This is a genomic window from Alteromonas sp. G5_S2_22_S1 (genome assembly GCF_054968525.1).
The window spans coordinates 124,450-141,833 of record NZ_JBQKUJ010000012.1; the positions used below are offsets into that span (position 1 = coordinate 124,450).

At 44.7% G+C, this 17,384-nt stretch carries 15 protein-coding genes; 5 read left to right on the top strand and 10 right to left on the bottom strand.

What is annotated here, in order from left to right; translation table 11 throughout:
• Nucleotides 1–9: 9 nt before the first annotated feature.
• On the bottom strand, nt 10–633 hold the full coding sequence (locus tag ACTRWF_RS13750) for a mechanosensitive ion channel domain-containing protein (protein WP_015068165.1): 624 nt from the start codon (nt 631–633) through the stop codon (nt 10–12).
• 389 nt (nt 634–1,022) lie between these two features.
• Here ACTRWF_RS13750 and rimK point away from each other — a divergent pair, with 389 nt between their 5' ends.
• The 4 genes from rimK to ACTRWF_RS13770 all read left to right on the top strand — a co-directional run bounded on the left by rimK (nt 1,023) and on the right by ACTRWF_RS13770 (nt 4,500).
• Complete coding sequence (gene rimK, locus ACTRWF_RS13755) at nt 1,023–1,928, top strand: 30S ribosomal protein S6--L-glutamate ligase (protein ID WP_020744352.1); 906 nt, start codon at nt 1,023–1,025, stop codon at nt 1,926–1,928.
• A gap of 48 nt (nt 1,929–1,976) precedes the next feature.
• A complete protein-coding gene (locus ACTRWF_RS13760; protein WP_023559923.1) occupies nt 1,977–3,008 on the top strand; it encodes a succinylglutamate desuccinylase/aspartoacylase family protein in 1,032 nt (343 codons plus the stop codon).
• A gap of 17 nt (nt 3,009–3,025) precedes the next feature.
• Nucleotides 3,026–3,460, top strand: a complete 435-nt coding sequence (locus ACTRWF_RS13765) for an ATP-dependent zinc protease family protein (protein WP_015068168.1) — start codon at nt 3,026–3,028, stop codon at nt 3,458–3,460.
• Nucleotides 3,461–3,528: 68 nt separating this feature from the next.
• Nucleotides 3,529–4,500 (top strand): type 2 periplasmic-binding domain-containing protein, encoded by a 972-nt coding sequence (locus ACTRWF_RS13770; RefSeq protein WP_462835720.1) that lies wholly within the window; start codon nt 3,529–3,531, stop codon nt 4,498–4,500.
• Here the strand turns inward: ACTRWF_RS13770 and ACTRWF_RS13775 are convergent.
• Nucleotides 4,460–5,104 carry a response regulator transcription factor gene (locus tag ACTRWF_RS13775; protein ID WP_015068170.1) on the bottom strand — a complete coding sequence of 215 codons (645 nt, stop codon included), beginning with the start codon at nt 5,102–5,104 and terminating at the stop codon, nt 4,460–4,462. The genes ACTRWF_RS13770 and ACTRWF_RS13775 overlap by 41 nt on opposite strands.
• 17 nt (nt 5,105–5,121) lie before the next feature.
• Nucleotides 5,122–7,068, bottom strand: a complete 1,947-nt coding sequence (gene acs, locus ACTRWF_RS13780; RefSeq protein WP_020744356.1) for an acetate--CoA ligase — start codon at nt 7,066–7,068, stop codon at nt 5,122–5,124.
• A gap of 258 nt (nt 7,069–7,326) precedes the next feature.
• On the opposite strand from acs, the gene ACTRWF_RS13785 reads away from it, so the two are divergent.
• Nucleotides 7,327–8,490 (top strand): DcaP family trimeric outer membrane transporter, encoded by a 1,164-nt coding sequence (locus ACTRWF_RS13785; RefSeq protein ID WP_023559924.1) that lies wholly within the window; start codon nt 7,327–7,329, stop codon nt 8,488–8,490.
• Nucleotides 8,491–8,554: 64 nt separating this feature from the next.
• Here the strand turns inward: ACTRWF_RS13785 and ACTRWF_RS13790 are convergent, their stop codons facing one another.
• The 7 genes from ACTRWF_RS13790 to ACTRWF_RS13820 form a co-directional block, all read right to left on the bottom strand.
• Nucleotides 8,555–9,709, bottom strand: a complete 1,155-nt coding sequence (locus ACTRWF_RS13790; protein ID WP_020744834.1) for a Na/Pi symporter — start codon at nt 9,707–9,709, stop codon at nt 8,555–8,557.
• 107 nt (nt 9,710–9,816) lie between these two features.
• Nucleotides 9,817–10,869, bottom strand: coding sequence for an aldo/keto reductase (locus ACTRWF_RS13795; RefSeq protein ID WP_015068174.1), 1,053 nt, complete (start codon nt 10,867–10,869; stop codon nt 9,817–9,819).
• A gap of 58 nt (nt 10,870–10,927) precedes the next feature.
• Nucleotides 10,928–11,440 (bottom strand): hypothetical protein, encoded by a 513-nt coding sequence (locus ACTRWF_RS13800; protein WP_462835721.1) that lies wholly within the window; start codon nt 11,438–11,440, stop codon nt 10,928–10,930.
• Between the two features lie 9 nt (nt 11,441–11,449).
• Nucleotides 11,450–11,992 (bottom strand): hypothetical protein, encoded by a 543-nt coding sequence (locus tag ACTRWF_RS13805; RefSeq protein ID WP_462835722.1) that lies wholly within the window; start codon nt 11,990–11,992, stop codon nt 11,450–11,452.
• Nucleotides 11,993–12,332: 340 nt separating this feature from the next.
• Entirely contained in the window at nt 12,333–12,509 is a 177-nt protein-coding gene (locus ACTRWF_RS13810) for a hypothetical protein (RefSeq protein WP_155761748.1), read from the bottom strand.
• A gap of 252 nt (nt 12,510–12,761) precedes the next feature.
• Nucleotides 12,762–14,114 (bottom strand): alkaline phosphatase PhoX, encoded by a 1,353-nt coding sequence (locus ACTRWF_RS13815; RefSeq protein ID WP_015068176.1) that lies wholly within the window; start codon nt 14,112–14,114, stop codon nt 12,762–12,764.
• Nucleotides 14,115–14,287: 173 nt separating this feature from the next.
• Nucleotides 14,288–16,846: an EAL domain-containing protein gene (locus ACTRWF_RS13820; RefSeq protein WP_462835723.1), complete on the bottom strand. Its 2,559-nt coding sequence runs from the start codon at nt 16,844–16,846 to the stop codon at nt 14,288–14,290.
• Between the last annotated feature and the right edge of the window lie 538 nt (nt 16,847–17,384).

Consider the following 17,384-nt stretch of genomic DNA (forward strand, 5'->3'; position numbering starts at 1 on the left):
AGTTACGAATTAGAGAAACTCTTCGTGAGCTTTACTATCTTCTGTTTTCACAACAGCGGTTTCACTCGAAGATTTTGCCACTATCTTACCCATTGAGCCCCATTTTTGTTTAGGGTTCAGCAACACTGGGCGAGTAAGAATTAAATTATTCGGGTACATCAGTGTTTCACGCTCTGCTGTAACCAGGCGTGTACTAAATGGGCCCACGTCAGCAATAATTCCTTCAATATAGTTATCCCCGTCAAGCACGCGAACATAGTTCCCTCTGCGATAAGCCACATTCGTCAACAAAATAAAATAAGCGGTAATGTTACTAATGAGTGACCAGCTGGCAAAAAGCGCGACACCTGTTACCGTAATAATGGACGTGGACAGCACCAACAAGCCTGAAAAATCAATTCCCCACGCAAGCAAAAGGAGCGCAAGAGAAACAGTGGCAACGATAACCCGCGCGGCAAACAAGCCTTTAAGGGCACTATGGGATTTAAGCTTAGACTTTTCGATATTGCTTTCTAGCTTTGGCAATAATTTGCGAGACATGCCCAAATAAAACAACAGCACCACGCCACTCCACACGGCATTTGACTGGTATTGCGTCAACCACGTCAAAAACCCATGCCACCATTCATTCATCACAGTAAACCCTTAATTTTTATAGCGCTATTTATGTCAAACGCGCGAAGATTGCCGACATAAGACGCCGACGCGTCTTCATGCTAACGTGAATAACTCACGAGTTCATGCATTAAAAGCAATCGACACAACAAGAATTATTCGTAAGACAGTGTTAAATACTTCTATTAGTATGCGCGCAAAATGACGTACCTAGTGATGCCTGTCGCATTATATTGTTCTCGCTTGCTCACAGCGTGCCCGTTGAGGGCAAAGAATGAGGGCAAAGTGAAAGTGATAATACACCATCAATAAAAACGACACCTCGCATCGACAGAGTGTGATATTCACGCTTTAATAACACTAGCTGGGTCAAAAAAACGACAACTTTTAAACTACAGGTTTTTATAATGCGTATTGCAATTCTTTCAAGAAACCCTCGCCTTTACTCTACTTCACGCTTAGTTGAAGCCGGTCAGGCTCGAGGGCATGACGTTGACGTTATCGACACCATGCACTGTTACATGGATATCACCAGTGCGCGTCCATCTGTACGCTACCACGGTAAAAAACTTCCCTATTACGATGCGGTTATCCCTCGTATTGGAGCGTCGGTGAGTTTTTACGGTACGTCGGTAGTGCGCCAGTTTGAGATGATGGGGACGTATAGCCTTAATGAGTCGGTCGCGATTAGCCGCTCTCGCGATAAGCTGCGTTCCCTACAACTTTTATCACGCAAAGGCATTGGCATGCCTAGAACGGGGTTTGCTCACCACCCAGATAAAATTGACGATGTTATTAAAACTGTAGGCGGCGCACCGGTGGTGATTAAGCTTCTAGAAGGTACCCAAGGTATCGGTGTGGTGTTGGCAGATACACAGAAAGCGGCAGAGTCGATCATCGAAGCATTCATGGGGTTAAACGCCAGTATTCTAGTGCAAGAGTTTATTAAAGAAGCAGGCGGAAGCGACATTCGCTGCTTTGTAGTGGGCGGCAAAGTGGTCGCGGCGATGAAGCGCCAAGCGGCACCGGGAGAATTTCGCTCTAACCTTCACCGCGGTGGGCAAGCAAGCTTAGTGCGCTTAAGTCCCGCTGAGCGAAAAACGGCAGTCGATGCGGCGAAAACAATGGGTCTAAATTGCTGTGGGGTAGACATTCTGCGCTCAAACAATGGCCCGGTCGTCATGGAGGTCAACTCGTCGCCAGGATTAGAAGGTATAGAAAAAGCCACCACGAAAGATGTGGCCAGCATGATCATTGAATTTATTGAAAAAAGTGCAGAGCCGCATAAAACCAAAACCCGAGGAAAGGGCTAACCCTTTTTTACCTTTGCTTTGCAATAACCTACTTATAGGAAAACGTGAGTGGTAAACGATGTGCTAACAATTGGGGGTGAGAGCATTGCCCCTGGCGAAACAAAAAAGATTGAGTTAGAAATGCCGCCGCTTTATACGGCTACTAACATGAGCATTCCGGTGTATGTAAGACGTGGAAAGCGACCGGGCCCTACTATGTTTGTAAGTGCAGCCATTCATGGCGATGAACTAAACGGGATAGAAATCGTGGGGCGTTTAATTCGTTCAAAAGCGATTGAGCGCATTAGGGGTACATTAATTGCGGTACCTATGGTTAACGTATATGGCGTACTCAATCAGTCTCGCTATTTACCAGACCGACGGGATTTAAACCGCAGTTTTCCAGGAAGCAAAAAAGGTTCTTTGGCCGGCCGTTTAGCGAACTTATTTTTTAAAGAAGTCGTAAGCAAGTGTGATGTAGGAATAGACCTTCACACTGGTGCAATACACCGCAGTAACCTTCCCCAGATTCGCGCCGATTTAGACGATGCAGCCGTGCTGGAAATGGCCAAAGCATTTGGTGTTCCTGTGTTACTCAATGCAGAATTACGGGACGGATCATTGCGAGAAGCGGCCAGCGCAAACGGTGTTAAAATCTTACTTTACGAGGCCGGGCAAGCACTGCGCTACGATGAGTTCTCTATACGAGCAGGTGTAAAAGGCATTATTAACACCATGCGTCATTTAGGCATGCTCAATAAAAGCCGCAGTAAGGGTCATAGCATTGAACGTTTTATCGCCAGACAGAGCGGCTGGGTTCGTGCCCCGGAAAGCGGGTTTGTTACGCACTTAGCACAACTTGGCGATCATGTGGAAAAGGGTGACAAGCTGGCTATCATTGCAGACCCGTTTGGCAACTATCTAGATAGTATTGTAAGTCCTGCAGAAGGGGTCGTCATTGGTAAACAAAATATTCCACTCACTCAAGAAGGTGAAGCGATTTATCACATTGCATACTTCTCTGAGCCTGATACCGTTGCAGAACACGTAGAGTTATTGCAAGACAATTTATTGCCACAAGAACAAGACCCTGGTTTATAAAATTGGTATAACAATAAATGAACAATAAAAAAATCGTTGGTGCGGTAGAGCTGTGTGACCTACCCAAACTTGCTATTACTGACCTGAATGTGCGCGTGGATACGGGCGCAGCCACGTCTTCGTTACATGTAGACAATATCGAAGAATTTGAGCAAAACGGTGAGCTTTGGATTACCTTCGATATCCATCCAGATATTCACAACGTTGAGCGAGTGGTGCGCAGAGAAGCGCGAGTGGAGGGAAAGAAACAAGTCAAAAGCTCTACGGCTACACGGGAAAAGCGCTATGTGATAATTACGCCTATAATAATGGATGGGTACCAGTGGGATATACAGTTAACCCTTACTGACCGCTCTGAAATGACGTATCTTATGTTACTTGGACGCGAAGCAATGAGCGGGCATTTTATTGTCGACCCAGAGCACGATTTTTTGCTTACGGGAAGAGACTAATTATCACCGCGCGTTGAAAGGCCAGACGATAGGTGGTGGGCTTCACCGGAATAAATAAAGTGAACTTTATGGACATGTGGACTAAACAACTAGGGTGGGTCGCGTTACTACTAAGTACTGTGACGTCTTTCACTATTAGTGCTCAAGAAGTCGTGGCGAGTAAGGTTCAAAGTGAGCTACCCCACACTGTTATTCGGCTGCCAAATGTTCATCCCGGCAGAGATGCCGTGTACGCGTATGCAAAAACACTTTTAGCAGAGTCGTTACGTGTTACAAAGGCCCAATATGGCACATTTGAGCTTTTAGTCAGCGACCAAGAAACAGCGCAAGAGCGTCAATTGCGAAGCCTTGAACACAATATGCTAGACGTAACCTGGAGTGTGACCTCTAAAGAACGGGAACGTCAGTTTTTGCCTATCCGTATCCCTATTATGGCCGGGCTTTTTGGTAAACGAGCTCTATTTGTAAAGGCAGGTGACACTCGATTAAAAGGCGTGGAAACCCTTCAGGATTTACAAGCTTTCAGAGCCGTCTTGGGCTATGACTGGCCCGATACAAAAATTTTTCGCGCCAACGATATCCCAGTATTAGAAACCACATACCGCGCCTCTTTCCGTATTGTATCGGAAGGCTTTGCAGACATGTTTCCTCGTAGCGTAATGGAAATTCAAGAAGAGGCCCAAGATGATACCCTTTCACGTGATCTCGCCATAGATCAAAACCTTATCATTGCTTACCCAAGCCCCATATTTTTCTTCGTAAGTAGCGATAACCAAGCGTTGGCTAACCGTATTACCGAAGGTTTACTGACTTTGTTTGAAACGGGTAAATTTCAGGCGCTATTAGTGGCAAATGCTAATTTTAAGCAGGGCATGTCGCTTATTGAAGAGCGAACCGTGATAGGCATTGAAAACCCATTTTTGAGTGAACAAAGTCGTTTGGCGCTAGAGAAGTTTCTTCCCGAGTTTTCTGCGTCAAAGCCTGTAGATGATTTTGAGGCTACTGAGATGGTGGTTCCAGTTCAAGTTGAGAAGCAATAAGCACCGCCTGCGTGCGATTGTTTATTCCTAGCTTTTTGAAGATAGCCGTAACATGGGCTTTCACGGTAGCCTCAGCAATATCTAAGTTAAAGCCAATTTGCTTATTCAACAACCCATCTCGCATGTAACACAATACTTTGTATTGCGATGGGGTAAGCGATGCTACCTTATCTGCTAACTCAGAAAACGCTTCGTTCACTTCATCAACATTTTCACTTAAGTTTTCAGGTAACCATACGTCGCCATCTAAAATCGCTTCTACGGCATTAGCAATGTCTTGTGCACTGGCAGTTTTAGGGATAAAGCCAAGTGCGCCAACGCTAATTATTTTCGAGATAAGGGTGGTATCTTCGGTTCCCGACACGACTGCAACGGGAAGTTCAGGAAAGAGTTTACGAATGTGCAATAAGCCGAACAAATCATTGCTGCCCGGCATATGCAAATCGAGTAACAGCAAATCGATATCCTCGTTATTAAGAATATCGACCGTGGTGGTTAAGTCGCCAGCCTCTTTAAGCGTTAAGGCTGGCAATGACAACGATAACGCGCCTCTTAGTGCATCGCGATACAGCGGATGATCATCAGCGATTAGAAGGGTTATCATTGTCTATATCCTTAGTTTTACTTATTTAGACGTTCCTCTATCAGTGTATCAACAACCGACGGATCCGCCAATGTAGAAGTGTCACCTAATTGCTCGTGCTCGTTAGCCGCGATTTTTCTAAGAATGCGGCGCATAATTTTACCCGAGCGGGTTTTGGGTAAACCGTGTGACCACTGAATCATATCGGGCGTGGCTATTGGACTAAGCTCTTGGCGTACCCACGCTTTAAGCTCTTTGGTTAGCGCTTCGTCTGCTTCAACCCCTTCATTTGGTGTCACGTAAACGTAAATGCCCTGCCCTTTAATATCGTGAGGAAAACCTACTACCGCAGCTTCCGCCACTTTAGGATGAGCAACCAGCGCACTTTCAATTTCTGCGGTGCCTAGGCGGTGACCTGACACGTTTAACACGTCATCTACGCGGCCAGTGATCCAATAGAAACCATCTTCATCACAGCGGGCACCGTCACCGGTAAAGTACACCCCTTTGTATGCACTAAAATACGTATTGATAAAACGCTGATGGTCGCCGTATACCGTGCGCGCTTGGCTTGGCCAACTGTCTTTAATCACCAAGTTACCTTCGGCCGCTCCCTCTAACTCTTTGCCATCTGCATCAAACAACGCCGGCTGAATACCAAAGAAAGGACGACTGGCTGAGCCTGGTTTTAATTCCGTCGCACCGGGTAGTGGTAAAATCATGTGACCACCGGTTTCGGTTTGCCACCACGTATCGATAATGGGGCAGCGGCCTTGACCAATCACGCGGTGATACCATTCCCACGCTTCAGGGTTAATCGGCTCACCCACGGTGCCAAGTAAACGCAGTGATGATAAATCGCAACCTTCAGCGGGCGCATCGCCGTGAGCCATTAGCGCACGAATAGCCGTAGGCGCAGTGTAAAGGCTATTTACTTTGTACTTCTCTACCACTTGAGCAATGCGCTTAACATCTGGGTACGTCGGAACCCCCTCAAAAAAGACTTGCGAAGCGGCGTTAACCATAGGGCCGTACACCATGTAGCTGTGGCCTGTAATCCAACCCACATCAGCCGTACACCAGTAAACATCATCGTCTTTATAGTCGAATGCATATTTAAAGGTCATGGCAGAATACAACAGGTACCCCCCTGTGGTATGCACCACGCCTTTGGGCGTTCCCGTTGAACCTGATGTATAAAGAATAAATAGCGGGTCTTCCGCGTTCATTACCTCTGGCTCACACTGGGCAGACATGCCGTCTACGGCATCTTGCCACCACACATCATGCTTTTCGTTCCAATCAACGTCACCACCAGTAAGTTTATGGACCAGTACGTGAGTAATCGACGGGCATGCATCGCCTGCCAGCGCTTTATCTACATTCGCTTTTAAGGGAATGCTTCTTCCAGCACGGCGTCCTTCATCAGCCGTAATAACGACTTTTGCACTGCTGTCGTTAATGCGATCGGCAATGGCGTTTGGCGAGAAGCCGCCAAAGATCACCGAGTGAACAGCCCCTATTCGGGCACAGGCAAGCATAGCGTAAGCCGCCTCTGGCACCATTGGCATATAGATAGCTACACGGTCACCTTTTGCTACGCCCATGCCTTTCAGTGCATTCGCTAACTTACATACTTCGTAGTGCACTTCTTGGTAGGTAATATCTTGACTATCTTCAGGAGAGTCACCTTCCCAATGAAAGGCAACCTTAGTGGCATTATTAGCAAGATGGCGGTCGATACAGTTATAGCTGGCGTTTAGCTCACCGTCTTCAAACCATTTGATAGACACGTCGTTTTCACCAAAATGCGTGTTTTTAATTTTGGTTGGCTTTTGGTACCACTCAAGAATAGACGCATGTTCGCCCCAAAACGCTTCGGGTTGATCTATAGATTGCTTGTACATTTCGTCATATTGCGACGCATTAAGATGTGTAGACTGAAGGATATTCTCAGGTACAGGATAAGTTTTGCCGGCGGTCATAAAGATTGCCTCCAATATCAATAATGTAAAATTCTTGTTGTATGGTGAAACACTCTAGCCATTCACTCACAAAGCAAAATGAGACTTTGGTCTTAACAACCTCCTACTTAGGTTCTCGTAACGAAGAATTAGTGTAAAAATACTGCGACTATAGTCTTATGCGACCATAGGCTTATTTAATTTTGAAATAATACGTACACAATCAGCAATGTTAACGTTGAATTTACATTTATTTAACCACATTTTGGAACAGACACGATGAAAGCTAAAATAAAAAATACGGCTACCGCGGTAGCATTGTGCCTAGCGGCATCTAGCGGCGCGGCGCAAGCAGCAACAATCGGCGACACAAGTGTGAAATTCACAGGCTATATCAAAGTCGATGCGATGGTAAGCGACTACTCTGACGGCACCATTGCCTCGGGAAGCGTAGGCCGCGACTTTTACATTCCTTCACTAACTCCGGTTGGTGGCGTTGACGAAGACCCACAATTTGATGCCCACATCAGAACCTCACGATTCCGCTTTGCAACGTCAACGCCTACGGCTGAAGGCGATACCATAAACGGTGTATTCGAACTCGACTTCCTTGTAACTAGCGGCGGTGATGAGCGAATCAGTAACTCCTACACTCCGCGAGTACGCCACGCGTACTTAACTTACAAGAATTGGTTGGTGGGCCAAACATGGACGACCTTTATGGACGTAGGTTCATTACCAGAATCACTTGATTTTATTGGTACCACTGACGGCATCACCTTTGCCCGTCAAGTCATGGTGAGATACACCAACGGCGGGCTGCAGATTGCGTTAGAAAATCCTGAGTCGACTATCACCCCCTTGGGAGGTGGCGGCCGTATAACAAGTGACGATAGCAGCGTGCCTGATTTAGTAGCAGCTTACACGTCCAAACAAGATTGGGGTTATGTAAAAGTGGCAGGCTTACTTCGCCAGCTTTCCTACGATAACGCCGCAGGAATTGATGCAGATGAAACCAGCTTCGGCGTATCAGTTACCGGTAAATACAACTTGGCAAATGGCGATGACATCCGCTTCACGTTCAATTCAGGTAAAGGTCTAGGACGATATTCAGCCCTTAACGCTGCCAATGGCGCTGTACTGACAGAAAGTGGCGACCTTGAAGCAATCGACTCTACCGGTTACGGCATTGCGTATCGCCACAAGTGGAGCGATAAAGCGCGCAGCAGCATCATGTTTTCAGCATTTGAGGCTGATAATGACGCAACGCTTACGGGGATGGCAGTAACCGAAAGCACATACAGTACACGCGTTAACTACTTATACTCGCCAACAAAAGCACTGACCGTGGGCGCAGAGTACGCATTTGCTCATCGTGAAGTTGAAGCAGGTTTAGAAGGTGATATGAATCGCTTCCAAGTTTCAGCGAAGTATGCGTTTTAATTCAGCCTTTCAATAGACCCTATGAAAACGGCGCCTGCGCCGTTTTCATCATTCCCTCGACGTACTACATCGTAGTAAAAATAATCCCCAATGGCATGATAAAGAACAAGCCACCTATGTAGGCTGCTCCATACATTTTACGCTCTGCTGCTATAACAGATAATTGATAGGAAAGGTTAAGCGGAATGTTACGCAATAGCGGAAAGCCGTAAATAAGCGTTACGCCCAGTACATTGTAAATCAGATGAACAAAAGCAATTTGTAATGCAAACCCACTATTTACTCCCACTACGCCTAGTGCCGCGATTAGCGCAGTAATGCAGGTACCAATATTGGCACCTAAGGTGAACGGGTAGATGTCTTTTGCCTTTAGAATACCGCTGCCAACCAAAGGCACCATGAGCGATGTGGTTGTTGATGACGATTGCACTAACACAGTCATTACCGCACCTGATGCAATGCCGGAAAGTGGCCCTTTACCAATGCTAGTATGCAATAGCGCTTTAGCCTTCCCCACCATGAGCGATTTCATAATTTTGCCCATATAGGTGATAGAAAACATAATAAGCCCAATACCCAAAATAATCTTAGCCACGCCAGGGTAAATAGAAGGCAAAAATGAAAATACGTGGGTAGCAAGGTCGGTAACAGGTTGGGTTGCCACTTTTATTGGGTTAACACCATCAACCCCAATGGCTTGTCCGGTATGAAAAATTGCGACCATTTGAGCGCTTAAATATTCCAAAATACCAAATGCCATTTCTAAGGGTAAAAATATCAGCACTGATAACACGTTAAAAAAATCGTGTATGGTGGCGGCGTTAAAGGCCCGTTGAAATTCTTCTTTTCTTGCTACGTGGCCTAGGCTCACCAGGGTGTTAGTAATACTTGTACCAATATTAGCTCCCATCATCATGGGTATCGCAATAGTAATAGGTAAACCACCGGCTACCATGCCCACAATAATAGACGTGACCGTACTAGAAGATTGAATAAGTGCAGTGGATACCATGCCAATAATTAACCCCATCACAGGGTTAGAAGCGAAGCTAAAAAGCGCTTTGGCATGATCGCCAGTGGCAAATTTGAACCCGCTGCCAATCATACTAACAGCAAGTAACATAACGTAAACTAGGAGCACTAAGAGTAACCACTGACGCCAATTATGTGTTTTTTGAAGGGCGTCGTTCTGGGCTAGCTGTGGGTCGGTCATTGACATAATACGCACGGTTTAATACATGAAAAGGCCATAGTATGACGTGCGTATTACACAAAAATGACGGGAGTACGCATGCCTCCCGCCAGTTCTAATGGGCTATGAGGGGCTTAGAAGCCCATAGGATATTGCCTTAGCACACTGTGAACGTCATCTAAGGTTTCTTGAGAAAGCGATAAGTCGAACGCATCAATATTCTCTTTTAGCTGGGGCATCGTTGTTGCGCCGATAATAGTAGAAGTGACGCCAGGGACCTGCTGACACCAGGCTAACGCAAGTTGAGACGGCGTAATTCCGGCCTTTTTGGCAATCTGCATGTACTCAGCGGTGGCAGCCTGCGCCGGCGGCTTATCTCTAAATAGTCCCATTCGCTGTGCTAATGTCCACCGGCTTCCTTCAGGACGCGCCCCCTTTTGATATTTACCGCTTAACATTCCCGTTGCTAAAGGCGACCAGGGCAAATAAGCAATATTCTCTAGTTCACACATTTCTATCAGATACGGCCAATCTTTTGCGTGAAGTAGACTAAATTCATTTTGAATGGAAACAGGAAGTGGGATATCCATTTCATTACATAGCATCAAAAATGTGTGAATTCCCCATGGCGTATCATCCGACAATCCCCAATGCCTTATTTTTCCTTCATCAAGGGCGCGCTTAATTCCGGTTAGTATATCTCGCATACCATCAAGTTCTTGCTCCCTATTGGTCTTCGTAGGGTTCGCGCCATCAGGCCAGTGCTTACCAAAGTGAGGGGTGACTCGATTAGGCCAATGAAGTTGATAAACATCGATATAATCGGTATTCAGGCGTTCTAATGAATACGTTAACGCATTGGCGATTGCATCGGCGGTAATAGGCCCTGCATTGCGAATATACTTTAAACCGCTACCTGCAATTTTAGTCATCAGTACAATATCAGCGCGCTTTGACGGGTTGCGCGAGAGCCAATTCCCGATCACGCGCTCTGTATCGCCGTACGTATCAACATTGGGCGGCACTGGGTACATTTCTGCGGTATCGATAAAATTAACGCCTTTATCAAGGGCGTATGCTAGTTGCTCATCTGCGTCTTGCTGAGTGTTTTGAATACCCCATGTCATTGTACCTAAACACACGTCAGACACTTGTAAATCGCTAGTTCCTAAGCGGTTAAACTTCATTTTGCTTCTACCTTTTAATGCAATAATGAGTTGACCGCTTACATTAGAAAACCTTCGTTTAAGAACTGCGGGCTTTTTTAGTGGCCAACTCGGCTTCTACACTGGCTAGTCGTGCCTCGATATCTCTCTTTGACTCAACCATTTCATTTGCCAGTTCAGCAAGTGATTTCAACTCTGCAAACCCTAACTTTCTTGTATCAATCATCTGATACTGGCGCTTACAGCGATAAAAGAATGTTAGAAAGTTAACAAAAGCGCGATGAAATGTCGCAAAACTCTTGATCAAAACAAGAATTAATACGACAGACGTAAGCGCTGCTATACTAAGACTGTAAATACGCACCTGCCCTTCTTGTTGTTCAATAACAGGTTGAAGTGCGGCATCCACACCTTTTAATTGCGTTTCAACATTATGCGCGCTTTGTCTAAATTCATTTCTTAAACCTTCGTTATGAGTGACACCTAATGTAATAACGCCGTCAACAAGCCCTATCAGCGCTTCGCGATACTGCACTATAGTGCCACGTACTGCAGGGTCATTTTGGTATTTAGCAGAAAATTGTGCACTCATATCTTTTATTTACTTAGCGTAATAGCCTTCTCGGGTGATTTGAAAGTTGCGCGTGGCTAACTGCATAGTAGTGAGCTGTTCGATTGCTTGAGCTTTTTGCGCAAGCGGCCCCTCAGCCAAAGCATTCTCTAGCGCTAAGATACGGCCTCTCAACCCGTCGTTTTGTGTTAAACCAATGCGCTCTTGAACAAGTACCACCTGCTGAAATGCACCACTGTATGCCTCAATTGATGTAGAGAGGCTTTCAACATCAGCCACGGGCAATTTATATTCATTGAACAAGGGAATAAGCGTAGTTAAACGCCCTTTGAAAAGATAAGACTGTTCAAGAAAGTCATCGAAATAAGATGTATCGTGACGTAATAGAAAGTCTTTTTCATGCCTTCGCATTTGAAGTAAATCCTGCCCCATTCTTAGTAGAACATCTCGCTGCTGATTTAAGCTAATTAACTGCTGCGTAAAGTAGTGTTGGCTTACCACCAACACCCCCATACCTATCACGCATATCAGGGTCATTAACACTAGCCTAGATTTAATTGAATCGAATTTCATGACTCACTCCTCTGGGGAGAAAAACGAACACCAGGAATATAAACAAAAACTAATAAAACGCAAACAACACATTAACATACGTCACAAATATAGATGTTTAATACGCGTTTTATCATTAAACCTTTGTAGCATTTTTGAACGTTCTGCTGTTACTTTAGATATTGTCACCAAAAGAGGAAGCTGCAAAAAAATAAAAAATGCAGCAAATAACGATCTCATAGTGAACCCACTTCTATATTCTTATGGGCTTAGTATTGAACTAGCTGCATAGAATACAAATAGGGCGTTCCCCCCTAGTTATATTCTATGCTATTTAATACGGTTGATTTCATCGAGGTTCTCACAGCTGTACTCCTACATGAAGGTTGGTACGAGGTTTAGGGGCTTTCACTTCTACGCATACTTGGTCGCCGTAATAGTTGTCAGCGTAATTGCACTGCGTACGAATAGGTTGATTAATAGTGGAGGAAACACGGTGGCTATTCGCCGTTGTTAGCCTTTTTAATAGTGTGCTCATATAGCTCTCCTTGTTAAGTTGAAAGCATTATTATTGATTGAGTAAAACTATTAAAACGAGATAAGTTGATTCAGTCGATAGACTTTAAAGATTATAAAGATGCTAGTTAATCGAATTTATTTATGAGCGAAAGAAATGTGGGCGTAAGCGTTGGGAGGGGTTACGCGTAGGAAAGCGTTGAGCTAATGTAAAGTACTATAAGGAGCAGCGTTTATTTATAACGCTGCTCCTACACCTTCTAGAGAAAAAACCTTAAGCATCTAGCCATGGGCCAGTAATCGCCAACGTTTTAGTAGGTGAGTAAATATTGACGAAAAGTGTTTTGCCGTTAGGCGAAAAGCACGCACCAGCAAGCTCAGTTTGCGCATGTAATTTAGCAAAGTTGTACACTTCTCCGCTTGGCGTAACACCGCGCAAATGGTTATCGACAATGTCGGTGTACTGGTCTTCACACACCAATAAATGCCCGTTTGGACACACCGTTAAATTATCGCCAAAGTTGTACAGGTTCTTATCTTCACTTTCTAAAAACAGCTGAAGCTTGTCTTGTTTTCCATCTGCAGATGGAACAAGCTTCATCACCTGACCTAGCTGCTTTTGCCCGCCATTGGTACAGCAGAAATAAAGCTCATCTTCGCCCCAATGTATGCCTTCACCACGAGCGAAAAGCGCAGCACCTTTATCATGCCCTTGCACGCGTAAATCATCACTAGGGCTTTCTGGGTTGTCTAACGCGACCCACTCGACATCGAACCATGTAGCTACTGGCATATCGTTGTCATTCCAGTTACGTGTATCGAACTGAAGCTTATTTTTTACGACTAAGGCTTCTAACTGGCCGCCAGCCGCCAAGTTGCCGTACTCTTCAGGTACAAAGCGATAAAGCAAGCTATCGCCTCTATCTTCGGTTAGATAAACAATGCCGGTTTTAGGATCTACACACGCGGCTTCGTGGTTAAAGCGCCCCATTGCTTTCAGCGGCTTAGCTTCTATCAGTGAGTCGGCACTTGCAGGTACTTCAAATATATAGCCGTGATCTTTGTTTACCACATCGCCATTAGGGCCGTAAGGACGGTCTACCGATTCTTCACACGTAAGCCATGTGCCCCAGGGCGTAATGCCACCAGAACAGTTTCTTACCGTTCCAGCAAGGCTAATGAACTCTCGCTCTACCGTTTGCGTGGTAAGGTTGTACACCATCGTTGTAGTGCCACCCGGCAAAGCAACCCCGTTATGGTAATTGTCGTAGGCCAGCGAGCTAGTATGCTTTTGGATAGACGGTGGCTGAGCACTTAAATGTTTGGGGTGCAATTCGTGGTTACGAATAAGCGCTACTTTGTCGCTGGTATCGTCTATAGGTAGACACCCCATACCATCCGCTCTATCAGGTACGTGCATGCCATCTGACATCGCATTGCCAAGACTAGATATTACCTTGTAGCTAAAGCCTTTAGGTAAATCGAGGAGCTTTTGGGGGTCAGCAACAAGCGCGCCATAACCTTCACTAATTGGCATAGACGCCAAATTCGACGTCTTACCAAAAGCACTGGTTGCAAGACCACCAAATGCCAAAGAGCCCATTATAAATTGACGTCGTGTAATCATAAAAATCTCTTACTGCGCTAAATTTTAATATTATCGTTAGATATTGTTACACTATAACAACATGGACTAATCAAACTAGCAAGAGTGCCATTCTCGAAAACGATAAACAGCGAGTAAAACACGCTTAAGACTGGATAATACTGTAAACGGTAATCGCAAATATTTTCTTAAACCTAAGGAAGTGTTGGGTTTTGCTTAAGCTCTGCCCAATAGGCTTCCGGCTCTGGACGTGAAAAGTAATAGCCTTGAAATCTTTCACAGCCTTTACCTTTCAGATAGTTTAACTGCTCTACAGTCTCCACACCTTCTGCAATGCAGGTCACATTAAGCGCTTTTGCCATTTCGAGGATTGCATCAACAATCTGCGCCGCTTTTCCATCAAAATCTTTACCTATGTCATCCACAAAATATTTATCTATTTTAAGTTCACTAATAGGAAGCACTTTCAGGTATGCGAGGCTGGAATAGCCCGTACCGAAATCATCAATTGAAAAACGAAAGCCGAATTTCGCCAGTTCAAGCATAGTTTCCTTAACCAGCTCAATATCTACGACTAAAGCGGTTTCTGTTAATTCCAGCATTAACCTATGAGGTGGAATGCCGAATTGATTTACGCGAGAAAGTAGCGAATTTATAAAGTCTGGCATAACAATTTGTCTAGCACTGATGTTAATCGCAATAGTGGTATTTAAGCCGGCCTTTACAAAGTTACTCATCACGTTCAGCGTTTTTCGTAAAACAATGTCGCCTATTTCGCAGATAGCATAGCTCTCTTCTGCGATAGGAATAAATTCGCCAGGGCTTACCGGACCTAACTCTTTCGAGTACCACCGCACTAGAGCCTCGAAAGAAGAGACAGTTCCATCATGGGTAACTTGGGGTTGAAGCACTATTGATAATTCATCGCTTTCTATTGCTTGTTCAAGCTTAGATTTTATATCTAAGTAACGGTCGAATTCTTTAAACCCATCCTCTGATATATGACAAAGACCAAAAGGCGCCGACTTTTTTGCCCTTTTAACAGCCTGTTCGATTACATTGATGATTGACTCAAAACTTTGACCTTGCGGGTTAAAGATAGCACTGCCGAGTGACGCAGTAAGAGACCATTTCACTGAATTTATGACAATATCGAAATGACGTGGACTAAGGAGTGCACTTTCCACTAAGCTCGCATCGAATTTATGGAGATCTTCTTTTCTATAGGTTTTCTTCGACAACACGACAAAACTATCGCCACCGTACTTAAATATCTCATAATCATGACCGATGACGAAGAGCAACTGCTCGGCGACTTTTCTTATGGCATAGTTTCCGTTACCAAAGCCGAACCGCGTGTTAATTTGCGCCATATTATCGATATCTAGCAACAAAATGTGTATATATTCTTGATTCATTGATGCGCGCAGCATCAAATCTTTAAAACGTTGATGAAACCACTGTTGATTTCGAAGGTGTGTAACAGGGTCAGTATAAGCGAGGTTATAAATTGTATCCTGCGCTTCTATGCGTTCACTAATATCTCTAATAACACCTATAAAGCCCTTCTCACCCAGATCGCTACTTTCAGACAATGACAGCTCCATCTGAAAGATATCGCCATTCTTTCGCTTAGCAGGAAGCTGCCGGCCTACTCCTATAATTTTGCCTACCCCAGTCTCCATATAGTTACGCATGTAAAAAGCATGGTTAGAGGCGTAAGGCTCTGGCATTAATACCTCTACGGATTGAGCGAGTAACTCGCCTCGGGTGTAACCAAACATTTTAAGCGCAACGTCGTTACAATGTGTGATTGTGCCCCTGGTGTCGATACTAAATACAGCATCATTGATATTATTCAAAATGCTTTGAATTTTCTTAGCCCGGTCTGCACTGAGAATTAGCGCTGTTTTATATTCGGTAATATCTTCGAATGCACCAAAAAGACGCTTAACCGCGCCGTTTTTGTAAAGCTCAGCCTTCCCAGAAGCTCTTACCCATCTAACAGAACTGGACGAATCGATAATTTGGCACTGAATGTCATAGGGGCACTGCTTATAGCGTAAATTTTCGAAGGCGAATGTAAGCTCGGCAAGATAATCAGGCGCAATAAAATCGAGTGCTTTTTGTATGTTTATCTCACTATCAATTGGCAAATCGTGAATTCGATAGGTTTCCGGTGACCATATCAACTTTTCAGTTTCGGGGTAGAATTCCCAAGACCCCGTGTGCGACATACGACTTATTTCATCAATAAGCGACAAGTTATGGGCAGTTTTTGTCGCAAAAAAGTCTTTTTGAAGCTGCGTAGAAAACAGCTTGGCCTGAAGTGAAAAAACTTGTAGCCACTCAGAGATGTCTTTTTTCGGCGTTTTAAACACAGCGACGAGTACGCCAATATCACGACGTTTTTCGTTAAAAAGCCCGGCGCCTAAATACCCTTCGGCGTTAATCGCCTTAAGGGTTTGATCTTCGGAAAAATGGACACAAACGTCTGACTCATAACCACACGGCCCTGTTATTAAGACGCTTTCACAAGGAGAACCTTTCAGCTCATATTCCATTTGTGGAATCGATGAGTTATGCGATAACCCTATCAACACAGAAATACTATGTGCTTTTTTGACACCTAAAAAAAGATAGTCAGCCTGCAGTAACTCGTTGAACTCTATTAAGTCTTGCTCATAGGCACTGCGATTTTCCAAGATAATCGCACTGAACTCCGATTCGTTTAAAACTGACTCGAATGACATTGCTTTATAAAACCTTAATGTAAGACTAAACCGAAGCTAGCCACTTCGCACTAACGAAAGAAAGACATGGCAATGATAAATTTCAGATTTATCAATACCTAAGCTTAGCTAAACTTTCGATTAAAGCTACCCACTAGCCTTATCCATGTTAAACAACTGCTCGCTAAATCCCGCCATAGAATGAATGCGGTGCAGAAGCCGCTAACACAAAAGATAGGATGGCTTTACGGCGTGTTAATCCCCTTCTTTCCAAACTTCTTGCCATCCCGATTAAGGAGAGAGTCAAGCCCCATCAAAAACTGATCGCAGTAGGGACGCTGATTGATGCCGCCAAAGATGGATTTACGGTGCGTTTCTGCCTCTCCGTACAGGCTCAATAGATGCAAAAGGGGGGCTTGTTCACTCTAGAACTCTCAGCTGCATAGAAGCAGCTGCGAAGCCCCCATGGATGGGTTTACGGCGTGTTTCGGAGGGCATACACTCGCGCACTTTCCAAAAGGCATAAAAAAGCGCACCTAAGTGCGCTTTTTTTGGCTTA